Annotated in this window: 13 protein-coding genes; 9 read left to right on the top strand and 4 right to left on the bottom strand. The window is 54.2% G+C overall.

Features of this window, described 5'->3' with window-relative positions; genetic code table 11:
• Nucleotides 1-166 precede the first annotated feature (166 nt).
• The 8 genes from EDC52_RS03175 to EDC52_RS03140 all read left to right on the top strand — a co-directional run bounded on the left by EDC52_RS03175 (nucleotide 167) and on the right by EDC52_RS03140 (nucleotide 14,096).
• Entirely contained in the window at nucleotides 167-5,974 is a 5,808-nt protein-coding gene (locus tag EDC52_RS03175) for a hypothetical protein (protein ID WP_131863868.1), read from the top strand.
• 286 nt (nucleotides 5,975-6,260) lie between these two features.
• Entirely contained in the window at nucleotides 6,261-6,602 is a 342-nt protein-coding gene (elaB, locus tag EDC52_RS03170) for a stress response protein ElaB (RefSeq protein WP_131864092.1), read from the top strand.
• 173 nt (nucleotides 6,603-6,775) lie between these two features.
• Nucleotides 6,776-8,560, top strand: coding sequence for a 2-succinyl-5-enolpyruvyl-6-hydroxy-3-cyclohexene-1-carboxylic-acid synthase (gene menD, locus EDC52_RS03165; RefSeq protein WP_131863867.1), 1,785 nt, complete (start codon nucleotides 6,776-6,778; stop codon nucleotides 8,558-8,560).
• Nucleotides 8,557-9,339: a 2-succinyl-6-hydroxy-2,4-cyclohexadiene-1-carboxylate synthase gene (gene menH, locus EDC52_RS03160; protein WP_230467932.1), complete on the top strand. Its 783-nt coding sequence runs from the start codon at nucleotides 8,557-8,559 to the stop codon at nucleotides 9,337-9,339. The genes menD and menH overlap by 4 nt, the downstream gene beginning before the upstream one ends.
• The gene (gene menB / locus EDC52_RS03155; protein WP_131863866.1) at nucleotides 9,339-10,196 is read left to right on the top strand and encodes a 1,4-dihydroxy-2-naphthoyl-CoA synthase; all 858 of its coding nucleotides are present in this window, start codon (nucleotides 9,339-9,341) and stop codon (nucleotides 10,194-10,196) included. Before menH ends, menB begins: the two co-directional genes overlap by 1 nt.
• Nucleotides 10,196-11,176: an o-succinylbenzoate synthase gene (gene menC, locus EDC52_RS03150; protein ID WP_131863865.1), complete on the top strand. Its 981-nt coding sequence runs from the start codon at nucleotides 10,196-10,198 to the stop codon at nucleotides 11,174-11,176. The genes menB and menC overlap by 1 nt, the downstream gene beginning before the upstream one ends.
• Entirely contained in the window at nucleotides 11,173-12,768 is a 1,596-nt protein-coding gene (gene menE, locus EDC52_RS03145) for an o-succinylbenzoate--CoA ligase (RefSeq protein WP_131863864.1), read from the top strand. The genes menC and menE overlap by 4 nt, the downstream gene beginning before the upstream one ends.
• A gap of 104 nt (nucleotides 12,769-12,872) precedes the next feature.
• Complete coding sequence (locus EDC52_RS03140) at nucleotides 12,873-14,096, top strand: nicotinamide mononucleotide deamidase-related protein YfaY (protein WP_131863863.1); 1,224 nt, start codon at nucleotides 12,873-12,875, stop codon at nucleotides 14,094-14,096.
• A 166-nt stretch (nucleotides 14,097-14,262) separates the two neighbouring features.
• Here EDC52_RS03140 and yfaE read toward each other — a convergent pair whose 3' ends face one another.
• From yfaE to ubiG, 4 genes are all read right to left on the bottom strand, one after another.
• Entirely contained in the window at nucleotides 14,263-14,523 is a 261-nt protein-coding gene (gene yfaE, locus EDC52_RS03135) for a class I ribonucleotide reductase maintenance protein YfaE (RefSeq protein ID WP_131863862.1), read from the bottom strand.
• Between the two features lie 5 nt (nucleotides 14,524-14,528).
• Entirely contained in the window at nucleotides 14,529-15,659 is a 1,131-nt protein-coding gene (nrdB, locus tag EDC52_RS03130) for a class Ia ribonucleoside-diphosphate reductase subunit beta (RefSeq protein ID WP_131863861.1), read from the bottom strand.
• A 57-nt stretch (nucleotides 15,660-15,716) separates the two neighbouring features.
• Nucleotides 15,717-18,002, bottom strand: a complete 2,286-nt coding sequence (gene nrdA / locus EDC52_RS03125) for a class 1a ribonucleoside-diphosphate reductase subunit alpha (RefSeq protein WP_131863860.1) — start codon at nucleotides 18,000-18,002, stop codon at nucleotides 15,717-15,719.
• 358 nt (nucleotides 18,003-18,360) lie between these two features.
• Entirely contained in the window at nucleotides 18,361-19,101 is a 741-nt protein-coding gene (ubiG, locus tag EDC52_RS03120; RefSeq protein ID WP_131863859.1) for a bifunctional 2-polyprenyl-6-hydroxyphenol methylase/3-demethylubiquinol 3-O-methyltransferase UbiG, read from the bottom strand.
• A 192-nt stretch (nucleotides 19,102-19,293) separates the two neighbouring features.
• Between ubiG and gyrA the strand changes: the two genes are divergently transcribed.
• Entirely contained in the window at nucleotides 19,294-21,975 is a 2,682-nt protein-coding gene (gyrA, locus tag EDC52_RS03115) for a DNA topoisomerase (ATP-hydrolyzing) subunit A (RefSeq protein ID WP_131863858.1), read from the top strand.
• Nucleotides 21,976-22,076 lie beyond the last annotated feature (101 nt).

Here is a 22,076-nt window from a genome sequence, read left to right as displayed (position 1 = left end):
ATCCTGGGAGTCTGATATTTCAAGGAAAATATATAGCTACAATTTAATATCAACCTATAAATTAAATGTATCTGGACAGTTAATACTGTCTTTGAATAACTTTCATTTTCATGAGCGACTCTTTCTCCAAGTATATTCTTAATCAATTAATTATACAGGTGAAAATATGGTTATTAATGTATGTAACTCTAAGCACGGCGCCCCTTCTGATAAGAATGATAGGTTTATTCGTGAAAATAAAAAAAAATCAAAGACAATACGTTACGTACACAATTCTATGGCGCTTATAGCAGGCGAAAAAAACAACGCACCCTCTCCGATGACGCGTATCAACATTGATCAGAAAGCCAATAGTGATTGCCACCCTTCCTGTACTATAAGCCAAGCCTCAGTCCTTAGCGGTACCGCCTTTTGGCTAAAGAGAATGGCCCTGTCAATTATTGGTGTTTGTAGCCTGGGCTCCTTTAGGCAGGTGCTTTCTGTACAAAATGTAATGGGCCAGCGTGAAAATTGGTTGGATGACTTATCGCCTGCTGAACGACAGGAGGCAGAAAATATTCTTTTTACGATTAATTCAACACGTAATGCCGAACCCGAAACGACAGGTTTTAGAACAGATAACTTCATTGCGGCTGCTATTAAAACGATAGCCCACTTTGGCATTCCTCTTTTGAATTTTGATAACAATGGGTCATCGAGTAATGCGGTTTTACCATGGCGAACACCTGATGTGCTGCCTGGATCACCTCATTTTGTCCACCATGGAGTCACTCTTCCCTCATCTGCTTATGTTAGAAAAGATAATATCAGCAGTGTTTCCCATAAAAAAACAAGATCAGTTCATCGCTTTAAAAGGGAGAGTCGCATTCAGGATGAAATAAACCCTCCCTGCAAAAAAAATATTGATCAGTCTTCTTTCTGGAGTCAAGTCGCTGATAATATCGAGCAATTCTGGAGTGTGGAACGGACGCTTAAACGCTTGACCAACCAGGCGCCAGAAAAACCATTAGCCACAGTTGCGGGACCTAAGTCCAATCATACCCAGGCCAGAGGTTTGCATTTGAAAGACGGTAACGAACGTCATCGTTTGATGCATACCTTTGGTCTGTCGGATGAATTTCCCTTAGACCAACATGCCATCAGTATGGAATATATAGATAGAATACTGAATACGGAACTGTTAACAAGCTTCGGCTTTATGTTAAGTCAACAGGATTATAATACCTCAATACCTGTCGTTATCAACCGGATCACGGCAACCGATGCAGACCACTCCATCGAACCGCCTGTGGTAGCGTGGCAGGGTAAGTGTACCATAAGAGAGTTATTACTGAACGAACCAATTAAAAAACTCCGAATGATGAATGGAGCATCAGAGATCGATTATCAATATCTATTATCGCCCACCACCAAAGTACCGGGTATGGCGGATAATTTTATTTTTGATATTCAATTTATTGCCAATGGTGGTGTTGTCGATATCGATAAATCCCTTCATCAAATGCTGGATAATATCAAGGCTGATAAAAACATCAATGATGCCTTCATTACTATGGCGAAAAATAGATTCGCCAGCGCTTTTCTTCCTTATCTGATTTACCGAAATAAAGACGGCAGTAAATTACCGCTGATCAACGATTGGTTGAGCGGAAATCTGACTGAATCGCTTCTTGGGGTCTATGTTGGCAAACACTGTATCATGGTGCCCAATGTCATAGCAATTACTCAGCCTACCGGCGGATATCTCGTTTCCATTTCTACTGGAGAGGTGTATTTGTGGGAGCCAGATGATGATTCAGAAACGCTGAAAAATTTTATTAATTACCATTTATCTATCAAAAATGCAGATATGTTCAATAAGGCGGAGAAAGTCTTTGAATTTACTGTCGATGGCCGGGAAATTTACAGTCATTATTGTTTTTTATGTCCGAATAACATTTGGCAAAAATTAAGAGATGAAGTTTATCGCACCGCTCATGAGCATCTGGCTTATTTTGATGCCGGCCAGCCTTTGCATCTGAAAAAAACACCGATCATTAATCGGCAGCGTACTGTCACTTCAGCCGCTACGGTCATTATGCTGCTGTCATTATTCAAAGAGGGGGCATCTGAAGCAGGCTGCGCCTCTTTATTAATGAGTAATTTGATGCTGGGGGCCAGTATGACGGCTTTCGATGTCGCCACTGCTGTCACCACGGAAAATCATAGCCAGCGGTCCCGTGCCTGGAAATCAGCCCTGAGCAACTTTGTATTGACTATGCTGTGCGGTGGGGTCGACGCCTATAGTTTTCTCAAATTTTTCAGACAAGAACAACATGCTGGGCTGCTAGAACTGGCTGATTTTATTAAGGAAAAAATAGCCGAAGGACTATCCGATGTTGAACTGGAATTAACATCTGCCTCTTTGATTTTTTCCGATGCCAAGAATCGTTTTCTTCATTTGATAAGAACATTAACCGGCAGCAGGCTGCCACATTTTGAAAGCGATAACAAAAGTATGGAAGCGATGGTAAAAATGATGACGGTCGCAGGATTAACCACCCGGCCGTTAGGTGGCACGTTGCACAATCTGGCGGAGGTAAACGATCATTTTGGGGAAATGGTAGCGGTAACCGGTTTAAGCCAAATTAGGGATTTAGATTTTGGCTATCAGTTTGCAGTGACTGAACTGGAAAATGAAAATGTCATTATCATGATGATAAGCTTAGGCCATGGAAGTTTGGCTGGTTATGATTTGGGATTATTAACCGATAGTGCAGAGTTGCAGCGCGGATGGCAATATATACGTTATAATAAAATTATTTTGGAAAATAATTTATGCAAATTATCAGATGGTCGCCATGCTAGGCTGTGGCGTCAATCAACCACACCCAGTATTCTGGCAGATTTTAAACCACCTGATGCCTATCTCATTACTTCGCTTTCTACTAAATTTAGCCGCCGCTGTGCTGACTTGAAGAAAATTTACCGGCCTACGGTGGTTTTTTCAAAAGCATTAAAATTTACTTCTGGACAGGGATTCAACAATGTCCACCATCGGGTATTGTATTTATGGAACAGAGAAGGAAGAATGCATCAACAAGTTTTCAATTTGATTACCGCTAAAAAAGCAGGTGTGTTATATATTTTGGATCCAATGTCAGAAGAAAGAACCGTGGTCAGTTCAGGCGTATTAACCCATGCCGGTATCTATGAAAACCAGGACTGGGTGCAGGGAATTGAATCACTTCAGTCGCACTATCTTATTAGATACAATGATTTTCCCAATTTCATTCCCTCTGAAGGAACAGATGCTTATTATTGGCGACCCGACAACGATAGATGGTTAATCACACCGCCGGAACTCGTTGATGCAGAGCCATTGACCTATACCAATATCGTAAATTATTCCCTTCATCATTCAGCGGATATGCTCAGCAGCAGGCAAAGGCAATTAGATAATGCCCTGCGTAAAGCGATAATCAAGCAATGGTCTGGCGGCGATAACTTTGACTTTATCTACCATGTACTGCATCAGGCCGGGGTTATCAACAAAAATGCCATGTCATTGCAACAGCGCTTTGCCGCCACTGACCCGATTATCGCTTTAAGGCTGCTAGCCTATGATTTTGAGCGCATAACCACCTTGGACGATCTGTTGCGGGTGCAGCCTGGTATGCTGGTGTCATTCACTAAAACCACTGAATCGTCGAAAGGCGTAGTGATGCTTAGCATGGGCAACGGAAGATTTGCCTGCAGGGATCATCGGTTATTGAATCCAGCTTTTCATCAGGAACCGAGGATTCTGGTGGCGGAGCAATTGGGAACCTTCAGCCAGTCGCTATTACAAACTGACAATGGGCCGGATTTATTTATCGTCGAAAAGGCCTTACCATGGGAGGGAAAACATCGGACGCTGGAGTTTATGGCCACTGAATTAGGCACTGATCATCACCGCTACCAGAACAGCCACCGCTTCGTATTTGATCTGCTGCTTTCAACCAACAGCCTGGTGCCGCAGCAGGCCACTGCACTCGCCAGCGCCGTAGATACGTTACTCAGCGAATTGCAGTTGGGCATGTTTTCCCGGGTAAAAATGGACAAGTTCCTTGCCAATTCAGTGTCGATTTATCGTATGTCGGATTTCAAGCGTATCGAATTGGGAAAACTGGTGATCCTGATCGGCGATCCCTTACCCTTTCATATGATGATAAGTCTGGGCAATAACCGCTTCGCCGGCGTCGGTAATCAATTAATTAATAATGCGCTTAAGGCTGAGGATATTATTGTCAGCGCTGAAACCCTGGGTTATTTTGAGGCAGGCCAACTGCAGATCGGCGACCAGTCATTCAAAATTTATACTGGGGATGCCAACCTACCAGGAACGCGGATTGGTGCATTACTGGGACCAGACAGTCAAGTCCGGCTGATCGGCGACGGTTCTACTCGTCTGCGCTTAAAAATCAAAGCTCATGGGGCCTTATCCAGCGTTAACCATTATGATGGTTGTGAGCTTGCCGATATCGTTCAGGGTTTGTACATTACTGGTCGTGACGTTGGCCGGGTCAGCTCGATAGAACTGGTTTCCTGCTACGGCGCCCTCGGTGGCGAGCAGTCTACTGCCCAGATCCTCGCTGACCGGCTAGGCCTGCCGGTTGAATCCTACCGCGGTATCATCAATGATATTACCGCTCAAAGACGTGAATTTGGCGTCCAGGTCCTGCCTCATGCCAATTGGGGCCGTGAGCGGATCATGCAGAATGAACGCTGGCATCTACGTATTCACAATGCAGTAGAAGTTATCTGCAGAAATTGGCAGAAATTGGCGGCTCGACGCAAGAGTCGGGAAAGCGACGATGCCATCCTCTTTGAGTTGGTTATTGTGGATATAATCTCTTTCCTGCGCGGCAAGCTGTCGGCAGCAGATTTTATGCAGCGCCAACCCAACTATAGCTCGCTGGAGGTACTGCTAACGTCCAGCCGTATTATGCACGCAGTGGATAATCCTGAGAGCATGAAGGGTGCATTGATGGCGCTGTTATATGGCACTGAGAAAATGGCCAATGGCTTTGCCGCTTATCTGATTGAGCAAGATGCTAATGCCGAGGCTCTAACAGTTCATTCACACCTTGACGGGGATAGCCTGTGCGAAGAGGTTATCTGGAGTCAGCCGCATCCCGATGACTTGCCGATCCATACCCTCGGACCGTTCATTGCGCTCAAACCTCTGATAGCCCATGACCAGATCTTTATCACGCAAAAGGACTGGAGTGGACACAGTTCTGAAGCGTATTTAATTACCGTCGGCGAGTTATGCCATAAAGAACAGGATTGGCCGATTATGCTGGCTAATTTTTTTATCGGCCACGTCAAATCAAAAACAGTGATGATCGGTTATGACAATACTAAGAGCGATAGCCATAAAACCGATGATTCTGCCAACCTGTTTTATATTAAAAATGCATCGAAAAATAATTTCGATTTACAGATAGTGCTTAATCCCATACGACCCGATAGCGGTGATTATTCTTTGGCCGATTTTCAGGCCTACGATCCTGGCAAAGGTCTGCTGCAGTTTGTCACCCCCAGTGAAGCGTTTGACTTCAATTTTAACGATTTTAACAAAGCGATCAGGATTTCCGATTTCCTGGCTAACAAGACGCTGAATACCGCCGATGATAAGCCCTCTGTGCGGCCGACGAAATACCACTTTCATGGCCACTGGCGCTTTATTATCGAAATTATGGAGCAGGGGGAGCGGATGATATTGCTGCAGCGGACCATTCCGGAAGCGATCGCCGAAAGCGAAGAGACGCTGGCATTCTATCTGGCGACTGAAATCAACAAATACACTGCTTTGATTAAGGTCGGGGTAAAACAGGGTAACCAGATTACTCCCGCCTTATCGGCCACTGCCAATGAAGTCTTTATCCACCCTCTGCATACCAATACCAGTTGGATAATGCTTAAGGTGTTGGTTGACTACCGTAAATAAAGGCGCTGCTGTTGCCGCTGTGACTGGCGCTGCCCTTGGCCAAAAATAACGTCACTGCACTGTCACGACGTTATCAGAATCGTCCCAATTTAAGCGGGCTGGTCGGCAGTTTGAGACGGGCAGCGGCTTGCTACCCCGGAAAAGCCGCTACTCTGGCACCCTGGGTCAGGTCTTCCCTAAAGCGGTAAATCCGCCGTTGCTTAAAAAGCCGGTTTTTTTTGCATCATGGCTGAATTGCTTGACTATAGTTATTGCGTGGGTCATTTACAAAACACGGAGAATAATGATGGTATTACCAAACGAACCTATCAAGTCTACTCAGCAACGTGTTGATGACGATGTCGCACATGTCGATGATGATGTGCAGTTGCTGTCTGATACGCTGGAAGAAGTGCTGGCTTATTCCGGGGATAAAGCCGATCAGAAATATCTGGAGTTGAAAACCCGAGCCGAACTGGCTCTGGATGAGGTTAAAAACCGCATCAGCCATGCATCAGATAACTATTATTACCGGGCTAAAGAAGTAGTTTACCGCGCTGACGACTATATCCAGGAAAATCCCTGGCATGGCGTCGGTATCGGTGCGTCGGTCGGGCTGGTCTTAGGCTTGCTGCTGGCGCGTCGCTGACCTGACCTCTTTCCCCGGCGGGCGTTAGCGCCGGCCGGGATTGAACCGAGCGTAACGGTTACTGAAAAAAAATTACTGAAAAAAACACGGAAAAACTGTTTAAATCAAAACTTGATATCAATAATTCATTACACTGTGATCATTGATAACTCATTATAATCGCTTGTCCTGTCATGTCTTCTATTTCATCAAATCGCTGCTGGGCAACGCTGCTTTTGGAATGCCTTACCCGCCATGGCGTTCGCCACTGTTGTATTGCGCCGGGGTCGCGTTCTACCCCATTAACCCTGGCCGCTGCCGCGCATCCCCAGCTTTATTGCCATACCCATTTTGATGAGCGTGGTTTGGGTCATCTGGCTTTGGGTCTTGCCAAAACGCTGAAACAGCCGGTGGCGGTAATCGTCACTTCCGGTACCGCCGCGGCCAATCTTTTGCCGGCGGTAATAGAAGCCAGCTTAACCGGCGAACCCCTTATTATGCTGACCGCTGACCGGCCACCTGAGCTTATCGATTGCGGCGCCAACCAAGCAATTCGCCAGACTGGGCTATTCGGCGATTTTCCCGGCCGCCAGCTGTCGCTGCCTCGGCCGACCCTGGCTATACCGGCCAGCTGGCTTGCTTCAACTCTGGATGAAATCCTCGGCGGTGGGCAAGTTGGGGCGGTGCATATCAATTGTCCTTTTGCAGAGCCGCTTTATGACGATGTGGTGCTGACCGATGATCCCTGGTCCGCCGAGCTGGGTGACTGGTGGCAAGGTCTGCAGCCCTGGCTAACGATGAGCCACGCGGCGGGGATTACCCCCCAGGGGAACTGGCATCGATGGCGACATCGCAAAGGTATCGTCATTGCCGGGCGTCTTACACCAGAGGAAGGGCCAAACGTGGCGGCCTGGGCCGCAGCGCTAGGGTGGCCGCTGCTGTCCGACCTGCAGTCGCATACCGGACAGCCGTTGCCTTATGCCGATCTTTGGCTCAGCCACCCCGAAGCGATAGCCATTCTGGCCCAGGCTGAACTGGTGGTTCAGTTCGGCAGCGGCCTTATCAGTAAACGCCTGCTCAATTGGCAGGCCCATTGTCGGGTTGCTGAATACTGGCTAATTGATTCGCTGCCCGGCCGGCGCGACCCTGCCCATCATCGTGGCCGCCGAATCATCGCGTCGGTGCTGCCCTGGCTTGATAGACATCCGCCAGGGCTAGCCGCGCCTGTCGCCCGGCGTCAGGCTGCCAGTGCGTACATGCCCCCTGTGGTTGCAGGCGCGAACATCGCCGATGCGGCGGCCGGCGTTGACTCGCGGCCTGTCGCTGGCTGGGCGACGGGACTGCAAAGGCTGGTTGCCGTTGCCCGGCAGCGCATACACCTGACCCCTGACGTTGAGGCGGGCGAAATCTGGCTGGCCCATCATCTCAACCGGCTGCTGCCGGCAGCAGGGCGTCTGTTTATCGGCAATAGCCTGCTTATCAGACTGGTGGATGCCCTGGGGCAACTGCCGGCCGGGTATCCGGTGTTTGCCAATCGAGGCGCCAGCGGCATCGACGGTCTGCTGTCCACTGCCGCCGGTGTATTGCGCGGTGGGCTGGAACCGCTACTGGTCATCATCGGCGATTTATCGGCGCTGTATGACCTCAACGCGCTGGCCCTGTTCAGGCAGTGTCAGGCGCCGACGGTGGTGTTGATTATTAATAATAATGGCGGCCAGATATTTTCACTGCTGCCGACGCCACCCGCCGTACGTGAACAACTGTATGTGATGGGGCAGCAGGTTGAATTCGAACATGCCGCAGCCCTGTTCGGCCTCAGTTACCGGCGGCCGGAAAGTGCTATGGCGGTAGAGCAGGCCCTGGAACAGGCCTGGCAGCAACCCGCCGGTGCGGGCGCTACGGTCATCGAGCTGCGGACCGGTTCGCGGGAAGGCGCCGATGCCTATCGTCAGTTAATCGCCGGGATGCCGTCGGCATGAAGCCCTGGGCCGCCGATATGATTACTCCCGCCCGGGACCGCCGTCCCTGGCTGGTATGGCTGCATGGCCTCCTGGGCAACGGCGGCGATTGGGCCGCAGTCATGCCGTATTTCGCAGACTGGCCCAATATTATCCTGGATCTGCCCGGTCATGGCCGGACCGCTCAACTGCCGGTCGATTTTGCCCAGGTCAATCTGGGCCTGACCGCTACCCTGCAATTACAGGGGATAACCCGCTATATTGTGATCGGCTATTCCCTGGGCGGGCGTATCGCCCTTTATCATGCGTGTAGCGGTGCTCGCCCATCCGGCCTGGCTGGGTTGTTCGTCGAAGGTGCCCACCCTGGCCTGGATAATGCCAGCGAGCGGACACAGCGTCTTGAGAACGATCGAACCTGGGCTGAGCGTTTTGAGCGGCAGTCCATGGAACAGGTGTTGGCGGACTGGTATCGACAGCCGGTATTCAGCACCTTGACTGAAAAGGACCGACAAGGTTTGCAGACCGATCGCGGCACTAACCGCGGTAGTGGCGTAGCGTCGATGCTGCGTGCCACTTCCCTGGGGCTGCAGCCCGATTTATTGCCGGCGCTGAAACAGCTGGAGTGCCGCTTCGGCTATCTTTGCGGCGCTCTGGATGGCAAATTCCGCCGTCTGGCGCAACAGGCCGGTTTGCCTCTATTTCTGATACCCGAGGCCGGACACAATGCCCATCGGGCCAATCCTTCCGCTTTTGCCGGTCAACTTCATTCCCGGCTTTTACCGTTTTTAAGGAACGTATAATGCTTAAACCCAGCGAAGAACACTGGTATGCCCCTATCCACTGGCGTGATTGCTCTGCTGATTTTGCCGATATCCGCTACCATAAGTCCGATGACGGCATCGCTAGAATCACTATTAACCGCCCTGAGGTGCGCAATGCTTTCCGGCCCCAGACGGTGAAAGAGATGATTCAGGCCCTGGCCGATGCTCGCTATGATGAAGGGGTCGGCGTTATCATACTGACCGGTGCCGGCGATAAGGCGTTCTGCTCCGGCGGTGATCAGAAGGTGCGTGGCGACTACGGCGGCTATAAAGATGACGGCGGCACCCATCATCTGAACGTGCTGGATTTCCAGCGCCAGATCCGCACCTGTCCGAAACCGGTGGTGGCGATGGTGGCCGGCTTTGCCATCGGCGGCGGCCATGTACTGCATATGATGTGCGACCTGACCCTGGCGGCGGACAATGCGATATTCGGCCAGACCGGTCCGCGTGTCGGATCGTTCGACGGCGGCTGGGGCGCTGCCTATATGGCGCGCATCGTTGGCCAGAAAAAAGCCCGGGAGATCTGGTTTCTCTGCCGGCAATATGATGCCCGCGAAGCGCTGGAGATGGGGCTGGTCAATACCGTGGTGCCGCTGGCAAGCCTGGAAAAAGAGACGGTGCGCTGGTGTCGTGAAATGCTGCAAAACAGTCCGATGGCGCTGCGCTGCCTCAAAGCCGCATTAAACGCGGACTGTGACGGTCAGGCTGGTCTTCAGGAGCTGGCGGGTAATGCCACCATGCTGTTCTATATGACCGAAGAGGGCCAGGAAGGGCGTAATGCCTTCGTAGAAAAACGGCAGCCCGACTTCAGTAAATTTCCGCGGAATCCCTGATGCGCCGGGCGCGGTTGTATCGCTATCAGGTGCCGATGGATGCCGGTGTAGTGTTGCGCAATCAGCGGCTGAAATCCCGTATCGGCTTGGTGGTTCACCTGGAACAGGATGACCGGACCGGGGAGGGTGAAATCGCCCCGCTGCCTGGCTTTAGCCTGGAAAGCATTGACCAGGCCGAGTCGATTGCCCGCTTATGGCTAACGCAGTGGGCCGGCGGCAATGAGATGTCTTTTGACGGCGTTCCGCCGTCAGTGGCTTTTGGTCTGAGTTGTGCCCTGGCAGAAAGCGACGGCCGAATGCCGATGTCCTCATGCTGGCAGTCTGTGCCGCTGTGTACCGGCGATCCGGATCTACTGTTCGACCAGCTGTCCTGCTTACCCGGGCGTAAAATCGCCAAGATCAAAGTGGGTCTGTATGAACCCATTCGCGATAGCCTGCTGGTCAATACGCTGCTTGAAGCCCTGGACGACCTGCATTTGCGGCTGGATGCCAACCGGGCCTGGACCCCGGACAAAGCGGCCAGTTTCCTGCGCTGGCTCAACCCGGCGGTGATAGACCGGATCGATTTTATCGAGGAGCCTTGCGGCCTGCCAACCCAATCCCTGGCATTTGCCGCCCAGAGCGGCATTCCTATCGCCTGGGACGAAAGCAGCAGGGAGCCGGGCTTTACCCTTGAGGCGTTGCCCGGCGTGGCGGCGGTGATTATCAAACCGACGTTAACCGGCAGCCTGGCATATTGTCAGCAGCGGATTGCCGGGGTTCATCAGGCCGGCATGCTGGCGGTAGTGAGCTCAGCTCTCGAGTCCAGCCTGGGACTGGGACAACTGTCCGGCCTGGCGCAACAGCTGACGCCTGACGCGCCGCCTGGACTGGATACGCTTTCGCTGATGCAGGCCCAGGTGGTTCGCCCATGGCCCGCCAGCACACTGCCGTTGCTGGACTATGCGGATCTTAGCCTTATCGGTGTGGTTGAGTCATGACCGCATTTGATAGCTGGCCGTGGCAATGCTGGGCTGGGCGAACTGCCGATACGGTCGCCCTGTGCCTGGACCAGCAGCCCGTCAGTTGGCGGCAATTAGCCATTGCGATTGACCGACAGGCAGAGGCCTTGCGCCAGGCGGGGTTGGCTGAGGGCTGCGGGCTGGCGTTGCGTGGTCACAATGGACCACAACTGCTGATAGGCTACCTGGCAGGATTGCAGTGTGGCGCCCGCGTCATCCCGCTTAACCCTCGCTTGCCGTCATCGTTGCTCAGCCGGTTATTGCCGCTACTGGGATGTGACTTTGGCTGGAGCGAGCCGGCTGATGCCTGGCCGGCTGCCATAACGCCCGTCGACCTGCTACCGACTGAAGCGCTGTTTATGTCGGCCGGCCTAGCGCCATCCTCTGCGGGCTCGACGGCGCCGGCAAGTCCGCCCGCTTTATTACCCGTACCGATTAATCCGGCAGGCCTGCACCGGGCATCGTTGCCCAATACCACCGCACCAGCAGGCCTGCGCCGGGCATCGTTGCTGAATACCACCGCACCAGCAGGCCTGCACCGAGCATCGTTGCCCAATGCCACTGCACCGGCAGAGGCCGCCTCGCCAGCGGTCTGGAACCCGGCGCGGATAGCCTCGCTGACGCTGACTTCCGGGTCGAGCGGTCTGCCTAAAGCCGCCGCCCACACCCCGGCGGCTCATCTGGCCAACGCGGTCGGCATCAATAAACTGCTTGATTTCACTGACCAGCATCGCTGGTTGCTATCGCTGCCGCTTTACCATGTTTCCGGGCAGGGGATCGTCTGGCGGTGGCTGGCGGCAGGCGCGTGCCTGAGGATCAGCGCCCGACCGCTGTCAGCAGCGCTGTCCGGCTGTACCCACGCCTCGCTGGTGCCTACCCAACTGTGGCGCCTGCTTAATGAAAACGCTGACAGCCTGAAGGCGTTGCAGGATGTGCTACTGGGTGGGGCGACAATCCCGCCGGCGCTGACCGCTGACGCGCAGGGACGCGGTATCCGCTGCTGGTGCGGCTATGGTCTGACTGAGTTCGCCTCTACCGTGTGCGCCCAACTGGCCAATGACCAGGGTGGCGTCGGATTGCCGCTGCCCGGCCGCTATCTGAAACTGGTGGCTGGCGAAATCTGGCTGCGTGGCGCCGGAATGGCGGCCGGTTACTGGCAGCCTGACGGTGTGAGCCCGCTGACCGGTGACGATGGCTGGTTTCATACCCGCGATCGCGGGCGGTTGGAAAACGGCCAGCTACGGATCATTGGGCGGCTGGATAATCTGTTTTTCTGCGGATCGGAAGCGGTACAGCCGGAGGATATCGAGCGCCTGCTCGCCGCTCATCCGGCGGTCAGACAATGCGTTATTGTGCCGGTGGATGATGATGAATTCGGCCAGCGGCCGGTGGCGGTAGTGGACAGCGATGCGCCGGTGGAACACTTGGCCGCCTGGCTGACTCCCCAGTTGGCGGCCTGGCAGCGTCCGGTTAACTGGCTACCCATGCCGGCAGGATTAGGCAATGGCGGTATCAAAATCGCCCGTGGTCAGGTGCGCGACTGGGTTAGGCAAACCCTTCGCCTCCGCTGAGTCGGCCCGACGCCGATAGCAATTTCACGTTATTACCCAAAGAAAGATTGTGTTTATTTACCGACCTTTCTAAAGTGGCGCTATTAATGTCACAGGAGATTAAAATGCTTAGGGTTGAAATGCTGTGCACTGGCGATGAAGTACTGCATGGGCAAATCGTCGATACCAATGCGGCCTGGCTGGCGAACTACCTTTTCGAGCAAGGTCTGCCGATGAGTGCACGCATGACGGTGGGTGATAATTTGTCCGCCCTGGTCGCCGCCATGACAGAACGCAGCCTGCGGGCGGATATCCTGATCGTTAACGGCGGTCTGGGGCCGACCAGTGATGATCTCAGCGCCCTGGCAGCGGCAACCGCCGCCGGCGAAGAGCTGGTTATCCAGCCTGAGTGGCTGGCGAAGATTGAAGCCTTTTTTGCCGAGCGCGGCCGAACCATGGCCCCGAGTAATCGCAAGCAGGCGGAAATTCCGGCCAGCGCCGAAATGATCGACAACCCGATCGGCACCGCCTGCGGTTTTGCCCTCAAGCTGAATCGCTGCACGCTGTTTTTTACCCCTGGCGTACCCGCGGAATTCAAAGTGATGGTAGAGCAGCAGATCATGCCGCGGCTGCGTGAGCGCTTTGACTTGCCGGAACCACCGCTTTGCCTGCGGCTGACCACCTTTGGTCGTGCTGAAAGCGAGCTGGCGAGCCTGCTGGATGATTTGCCGCTACCCGAAGAGGTCGTGCTGGGGTATCGTTCGTCAATGCCGATTATCGAGCTAAAGCTGACCGGGCCCGCCCATGAGCGCGAGGCGATGGAAGAAGCCTGGCAGCGCGTGCGGGCGGTCGCCGGTGAAAGCGCGATATTCGAAGGCACCGACGACCTGCCTACCCAGCTCGGCCGGCGCCTGGCCAGCAGCGGTCTGCGGCTGGCTATCAGCGAGCAGTTCACCGCCGGTCTGCTCACCTGGCAGTGCCGCAATGCCGGCATGCCGGTCGCGGGCGGGGAATGGCTGGTCAGCAGTGCAGCACCTTCTGCCGACCAGCAGCAGGGGCTGCGCCAATTGGCCGATACCGCCGACCAACTCGCCGGCCGGCATCATGCCGACCTGGCGCTGGTTGTCGGTGAACTGAATGATGACAGCATCAGTGTCGCCCTGCATACGCCGGATCAGCGCTATGCTTACCAGGTCACTTTTGCCGTTAATATCGGCCGTCACGGGCTTAAAACCCGTCAGGAAGTGGTTTCACTGATGGCCTTGAATCTGCTGCGCCGCTGGCTGAATGGCTGGCCGGTCTATGAAGGTCATGGCTGGCTGCGGCTGACCGCAACGCTTGGCGATTAAATGACGCCAGGCCTGCCGAAGGGCAGGCCTGCGATCGCTATTATTCCCCTGACGCCACAGCCCACCGACCTGCCATCAGCCTGGCGGCTCAACGTCGGCCACCGCGTTGCGGCCGATGGCGCTATGGCATCAGAAAACGGCAGGTTTTGAACCGCATCGGCTCAAATCAAACATCCAACTCGATATCTTCCGTCGGCAGGCAGCAGCAAGGCAGAATATCGCCCCGCTTGATAAATGCCAGCGGTGGCTGCTGATAGCTGACCTGGCCTCGCAGCAGGCCCATGCGGCAGGCGCCGCAGTAGCCGGAACGGCACTGGAATTCAACCGCAACCTGATGGGCCTCCAGTAAGTCCAGCAACGAGGCATGGGCCTGGTCACAACAGAGTTGCTTGCCGGTCTGGCGCAGCAGGACAGTGGCGGTCGTCATGATGGTTACAGCTGGAAGTCGCTGAGATCGTCGGCGTTCACTTCAGAGTCAATCTGGCCGACCAGATAGGAGCTGACTTCGACTTCCTGTGGCGCCACCTGAACATTATCCGATACCAGCCAGGAATTAATCCACGGAATCGGGTTGGAACGGGTGGCGAACGGCAACTCCAGTCCTACCGCCTGCATACGGATATTGGTTATATATTCAATATACTGGCACAGGATGTCTTTGTTCAGGCCAATCATCGACCCATCGCGGAACAGATAGCCGGCCCAGTCTTTTTCCTGCTCGGCGGCCAGCAGGAACAGATCATAGCTTTGCTGTTGGCATTCCCGGGCAATTTCCGCCATTTCCGGATCATCTTCCCCTGAGCGCAGCAGATTGATCATATGCTGGGTACCGGTCAGGTGCAGGGCTTCATCGCGGGCGATAAGCTTGATGATTTTGGCGTTACCTTCCATCAGTTCACGCTCGGCGAAAGCGAATGAGCAGGCGAAGCTGACGTAAAAGCGGATCGCTTCAAGCGCATTGACGCTCATCAGGCACAGGTAAAGCTTCTTCTTCAGCTCGCGAAGATTAACCGTGACCTGCTGTCCGTTGACCTGATGGCTGCCCACGCCCAGCAGGTGATAATAGCTGGTCATCTCGATAAGCTGGTCGTAATAGCCGGAAATATCCTTGGCGCGCTTGAGGATCTCTTCGTTGGTCACGATATCGTCAAACACCAGCGATGGATCGTTAACGATATTTCGAATGATATGGGTATAAGAGCGCGAATGAATGGTCTCGGAGAACGCCCAGGTTTCAACCCAGGTTTCCAGCTCGGGGATGGAAATCAGCGGCAGCAACGCCACGTTTGGGCTGCGTCCCTGAATAGAGTCGAGCAGGGTCTGGTATTTCAGGTTGCTAAGGAAAATATGTTTTTCATGCTCCGGCAGTGCCTGGAAATCGATACGGTCGCGAGAAACGTCGACTTCTTCCGGGCGCCAGAAAAAAGACAGCTGCTTTTCGATAAGCTTCTCAAAAATATCGTATTTCTGCTGGTCAAAGCGGGCAACGTTTACCGACTGACCAAAAAACATCGGCTCAAGTAACTGATCATTTTTATGTTGTGAAAAGGTGGAATATGCCATGGTATCTCCGCTGTCTCCCGTTACACGGAGGCGGCAGGATGCCGCCTCCGGCCATGTTTAAATCTTACAGGCCCCGCTTTCGCAATCGTCTTCCTGCGCTGACGCCTGCATGTCTTCCTGCGCATCTTCCGCGCCATCACGGGTGTTCTGGTAGTAGAGGGTTTTAAGGCCAAACTTGTATGCGGTCAGCAAATCCTTTAGCAACTGCTTCATCGGCACCTTTCCTGCCGGGAAGCGGGTAGGGTCATAGTTGGTGTTGGATGAAATAGCCTGATCGATAAACTTCTGCATCAGGCCGACCAGATGGAGATAGCCATCATTGTTCGGCATTTCCCATAGCAATTCATAGGCATCCTTCAGGCGGACCGATTCAGGCACTACCTGACGCAGAATGCCGTCCTTGGAAGCTTTGATACTGACGTAGCCGCGCGGTGGTTCAATGCCGTTGGTGGCATTGGAAATCTGCGACGACGTCTCGGACGGCATCAGAGCCGACAGGGTCGAGTTGCGCAGCCCATGGGCCTGGATATCCCGGCGCAGGGCTTCCCAATCATAGTGCAGCGGTTCGCTGCAGATGCTGTCCAGATCTTTCTTATAGGTATCGATCGGCAGCATACCCTGTGAATAGGTGGTTTCATTAAACCAGGGGCAGGCGCCCTGTTCCTTCGCCAACTGATTGGAGGCTTTCAGCAGATAATACTGCACTGCCTCGAAGGTTTTGTGGGTCAGGTTATTGGCGCTGCCGTCCGAGTAACGGACGCCGTTCTTGGCCAGATAATAAGCAAAGTTGATGACGCCGACGCCCAGGGTGCGGCGGCCCATGGCGCCACGCTGGGCCGCAGGGATCGGATAGTCCTGATAGTCCAGCAGCGCATCAAGGGCGCGAACGGCAAGCGTGGCCAGCTCTTCAAGATCATCCAGGCTGTCCAGCGCGCCGAGATTAAAAGCGGAAAGGGTGCAAAGGGCGATTTCGCCGTTTTCGTCAAGCACGTCTTCCAGCGGTTTGGTCGGCAGCGCGATTTCCAGGCACAGGTTCGACTGGCGGATAGGCGCAATCGCGGCGTCAAACGGGCTATGGGTATTACAGTGGTCAACATTCTGAATATAGATACGGCCGGTAGAAGCCCGCTCCTGCATCATCAGCGAGAACAGTTCCACCGCTTTGATACGCTGTTTGCGGATGCTGTCATCCTTTTCGTACAGCGTATACAGGCGTTCAAACTCTTCCTGATCGGCAAAAAAAGCATCATACAGTCCAGGCACGTCCGATGGGCTGAACAGGGTGATATCCTCGCCCTTGACCAGGCGCTGGTACATCAGTTTGTTCAATTGGACGCCATAGTCCATGTGGCGCACGCGATTCGCTTCGACGCCGCGGTTGTTTTTCAGTACCAGCAGGCTTTCCACTTCCAGGTGCCACATCGGGTAAAACAGGGTGGCGGCCCCGCCGCGCACGCCGCCCTGGGAACAGGACTTCACCGCGGTCTGGAAATGCTTATAAAAGGGGATACAGCCGGTATGGAAAGCTTCGCCGCCGCGAATCGGGCTGCCGAGCGCACGGATGCGACCGGCATTGATGCCGATGCCGGCGCGCTGGGACACATATTTAACGATGGCGCTGGAGGTGGCGTTGATCGAGTCCAGGCTGTCGCCGCATTCAATCAGCACACAAGAGCTGAACTGACGGGTCGGGGTGCGCACGCCGGACATGATCGGCGTCGGCAGTGAAATCTTGAAAGTCGATATGGCATCATAAAAGCGCTTAACGTAATCCAGGCGAGTATCCCGCGGATAGCCGGAGAACAGGCAGGCCGCGACCAGCATATAAAGGAATTGAGCGCTTTCGTAAATTTCACCGCTGACACGGTTCTGGACCAGATATTTGCCTTCCAGCTGCTTGACCGCGGCATAGGAGAAGTTCATATCCCGCCAGTGATCGATAAAGCCGTCCATCTGGGCAAAATCGTCAGCGGTGTAATCGGTCAGCAGATGCCGGTCATACTTGCCCATCTCAACCAGGCGGGTGACATGCGCATAGAGCGTCGGCGGTTCAAACTGGCCATAGGCTTTCTTGCGCAGGTGGAATACCGCCAGACGGGCGGCCAGATATTGATAGTCGGGCGCATCACGGGAGATGAGGTCAGCCGCTGCCTTGATGATCGTTTCATGGATATCGGCGGTTTTGATGCCGTCATAAAACTGGATATGCGAACGCAGTTCAACCTGAGATACCGATACATTGTCCAGGCCTTCAGCCGCCCAGTCGATGACCCGATGAATTTTATCCAGGTTGATTCTTTCTGTAGTGCCATTGCGTTTGGTTACGAGCAGACTTTGGTTCATTAGGCTACATACCTGTCTGAGAGCGCCCATCATGCCTATGCGAAGACACAGGCAAAATAGTGCCTCGCCGTGCGGCGTAACACTATATGTGGGGTTTTGTTGTTAATTTGATAACAAGATAGTGAGAAAAGGGCACTAATGCAAGTAACTAAATTTCCGCTTTTTGTGGATAACGTGGGGGTGAAATGTGAATGCCGCAGCTAAACCGCTATCCCGCCTGCGCTTACTGATTGTCAATCGTAAACGAGAAAAATTAGAAAATGAATTGTTTGATGTTTTATTAAACGCCGCATAACTACAGCCGGGCGAATTGTTATCGGCGGGCCTTAACGCAGCCCGCCATAAGCTCGTAAATAGCTTAATTCTGCCGGCGGGTATGCAGCATGTAATTAACGTCAACGTTGCCGCCCAGGGAGAACCGGTCGCGCAGCAGGTGGTAATGCAGCCCGGTGATATGGCGTTCGGCCAGACCGGTGCCGTCCAGCCACTGGATAAGCTCGGCCGGTTTGATGAATTTATTGATGTCATGGGTGCCGCGAGGCACCATGCGCAGCACATATTCAGCGCCGATGATCGCCATCAGCCAGGACTTGGGATTGCGGTTGAGCGTCGAGAAGAATACATCGCCCCCGGGTTTGACCAGCCTGGCGCAAGCGCGGACAATGGACGCCGGGTCCGGTACGTGCTCCAGCATTTCCATGCAGGTGACCGCGTCGTATTGGCCGGGTGCATCGTCGGCGTGCTGTTCGACGGTTTTCTGCACATACTCGATTTTTACGCCGCTTTCCAAGGCATGGAGCCGGGCGACCGACAGCGGCTCGGCGCCCATGTCAAGGCCGGTGACTGCCGCCCCCTCCCGGGCCATGCTTTCGGCCAGAATACCGCCGCCGCAGCCGACATCCAGCACCTTTTTGCCGAACAGGCCGCCGGCATGGTTGAGAATGTAATCGAGCCGCAGGGGATTGATGCGGTGCAACGGCTTGAATTCGCCTTCCAAATCCCACCAGCGCGACGCTACCGCATCAAATTTTGCTATTTCCCGCGCATCGACGTTTTCCTGCTGGGCGGCGGGCGTGGTATTACTGCCTTGTGAGTTCATCCGGTGCTCCTTAAACGATAATCCGCCAAGTATAACGCCAACCCCGACGCTTACCATAGTGGCCAGCCGCCAAACAGCCTGAACAAAGGGGTTTAACCCGCCGACTATTTTCCCTGAAACGTTGATCTATGGTATACTTTAGCACCTTTAAATCCGGGTAGATGCTTCAATTAGTAGAGGGATAGCGGCTCCATGAGCGACCTTGCCAGAGAAATTACACCGGTCAATATCGAAGAAGAGCTGAAACGCTCTTATCTGGATTACGCCATGTCCGTCATTGTCGGACGTGCGCTGCCGGATGTACGGGATGGACTGAAACCGGTTCACCGTCGCGTTTTATTTGCGATGAGCGTTCTCGGTAATGACTGGAATAAACCTTATAAAAAATCCGCCCGTGTGGTCGGCGACGTAATCGGTAAGTATCATCCCCATGGTGATACCGCTGTTTACGATACCATCGTGCGCATGGCTCAGCCGTTTTCACTGCGTTATATGCTGGTGGATGGTCAGGGTAACTTCGGTTCCGTCGACGGCGACTCCGCCGCAGCGATGCGTTATACCGAAGTCCGCATGGCTAAAATTGCCCATGAACTGTTAGCTGATCTTGAAAAAGACACCGTGGATTTTGTGCCCAACTATGACGGCACCGAACAAATCCCCGAGGTGATGCCGACCAAAATCCCCAATCTGCTGGTGAACGGCTCGTCCGGCATCGCGGTGGGCATGGCGACCAACATTCCGCCCCACAACCTGTCAGAAGTCATCGACGGCTGCCTGGCGTATATCGACGATGAAAACATCAGCGTCGAAGGGTTGATGGAGCACATTCCCGGTCCTGATTTCCCCACCGCCGCCATCATCAATGGCCGCCGTGGTATAGAGGAAGCTTACCGTACCGGCCGCGGCAAGATTTATATCCGCGCCCGCGCCGAGGTCGAGGCTGACGCCAAGACCGGCCGTGAAACCATTATCGTGCACGAAATTCCCTATCAGGTGAACAAGGCACGGCTTATCGAGAAAATCGCCGAGCTGGTCAAGGACAAGCGCATCGAGGGCATCAGCGCCCTGCGCGACGAGTCCGATAAAGACGGCATGCGCATCGTTATCGAAATCAAGCGCGACGCAGTGGGCGAAGTGGTGCTTAACAACCTCTACTCCCAAACCCAGCTGCAAGTGTCGTTCGGTATCAATATGGTGGCGTTGCATCAGGGCCAGCCGAAGATCATGGCGCTGAAGGATATTCTCTCCGCCTTTGTCCGCCATCGCCGCGAAGTGGTGACTCGCCGGACCATATTTGAGCTGCGCAAAGCCCGCGATCGCGCCCATATACTGGAGGCGCTGGCGGTTGCACTGGCCAATATCGATCCGATTATCGAGCTTATCCGCAATGCACAGAGCCCGGCGGAAGCCAAGGCCGGCCTGATTGCCCGCCCGTGGGCGCTGGGTAATGTGTCTGCCATGCTCGAACGCGCCGGTGATGATGCCGCGCGTCCGGAATGGCTGGAGCCGGAATACGGCATTCGCGACGGCAACTATCACCTGACCGAGCAGCAGGCTCAGGCCATTCTGGATCTGCGTTTGCAGAAACTGACCGGCCTTGAGCATGAAAAACTACTGGATGAGTATAAAGAGCTGTTGGAGCAGATTGCCGAGCTGCTGCGGATCCTGGAGAACCCGGATCGGCTGATGGAGGTTATTCGCGAAGAGCTCAATGCGATGAAAGCGCTGTACAGCGATCCGCGTCGTACCGAAATCACCGCCAATACCTCTGATATCAACATCGAAGATCTGATCAATCAGGAAGATGTGGTGGTGACCCTGTCTCACCAGGGTTATGTCAAATACCAGCCGCTTACCGACTATGAAGCCCAGCGCCGCGGCGGCAAGGGCAAATCAGCGGCGCGTATCAAGGAAGAAGACTTCATTGATCGCCTGCTGGTCGCCAACACCCATGACACCATCCTGCTGTTCTCCAGCCGTGGCCGGCTGTACTGGATGAAGGTCTATCAGTTGCCGGAGGCCAGCCGCGGCGCTCGTGGTCGTCCTATCGTCAACCTGCTGCCTCTGGAGCCCAACGAGCGCATTACCGCCATCCTGCCGGTCCGCGAGTATGAAGAAGGGCGCCACGTATTTATGGCCACCGCCAGCGGCACGGTCAAGAAAACCGCGCTTACCGAGTTCAGCCGTCCGCGCAGCGCCGGCATTATTGCCGTCAACCTTAACGAGGGCGATGAGCTTATCGGTGTTGACCTGACCGACGGCCAGAATGAAGCCATGCTGTTCTCCGCTTACGGTAAAGTGGTGCGTTTCCCCGAGAGCCAGGTGCGCTCGATGGGGCGTACCGCCACCGGTGTAAGGGGCATCAACCTGGCGGAAAAAGACCGGGTGGTATCGCTTATCATTCCTCGCGGCGACGGCCAGATCCTGACGGTGACCCAGCACGGTTACGGTAAACGTACCGGCCAGGCTGAATATCCGACCAAATCCCGTGCGACCCAGGGCGTCATCTCCATCAAAGTGAGCGAGCGCAATGGTGAGGTGGTCGGGGCGGTACAGGTGGTCGACAGCGACCAAATCATGATGATAACCGATGCCGGCACGCTGGTGCGTACCCGCGTATCGGAAGTCAGCGTCGTCGGCCGTAATACCCAGGGCGTGACCTTGATACGTACTGCCGAAGATGAGCATGTGGTCGGTCTGCAGCGCGTTGCCGAACCGGTGGACGACGAAGAGCTGGATGGACTTGCACCCCCTGAAGAGGGCGTTGTCGATGCCGCCGGCCTGGACGACGATGAGTCTGTGTCAGATGACGACGATACATCGGACAAGGGTGATGACATCGCTGATGACCAGATTGATGACGAAAACGTCTGATAGCTGAACCCGTGCTTGGCAAGCCGGGGATGAAATGCCCCGGTCTGCCGGCGGAAAGCCTTCTGAACGGGTTATTGTGACACGCGTTCTATCATCAAGAG

The sequence above is a fragment of the Biostraticola tofi genome (assembly GCF_004343195.1).
Taxonomy (GTDB): domain Bacteria; phylum Pseudomonadota; class Gammaproteobacteria; order Enterobacterales; family Enterobacteriaceae; genus Biostraticola; species Biostraticola tofi.
The sequence above is the reverse complement of the archived record's forward strand: the minus strand, read 5'-3'. Positions and strand labels throughout refer to the sequence as shown.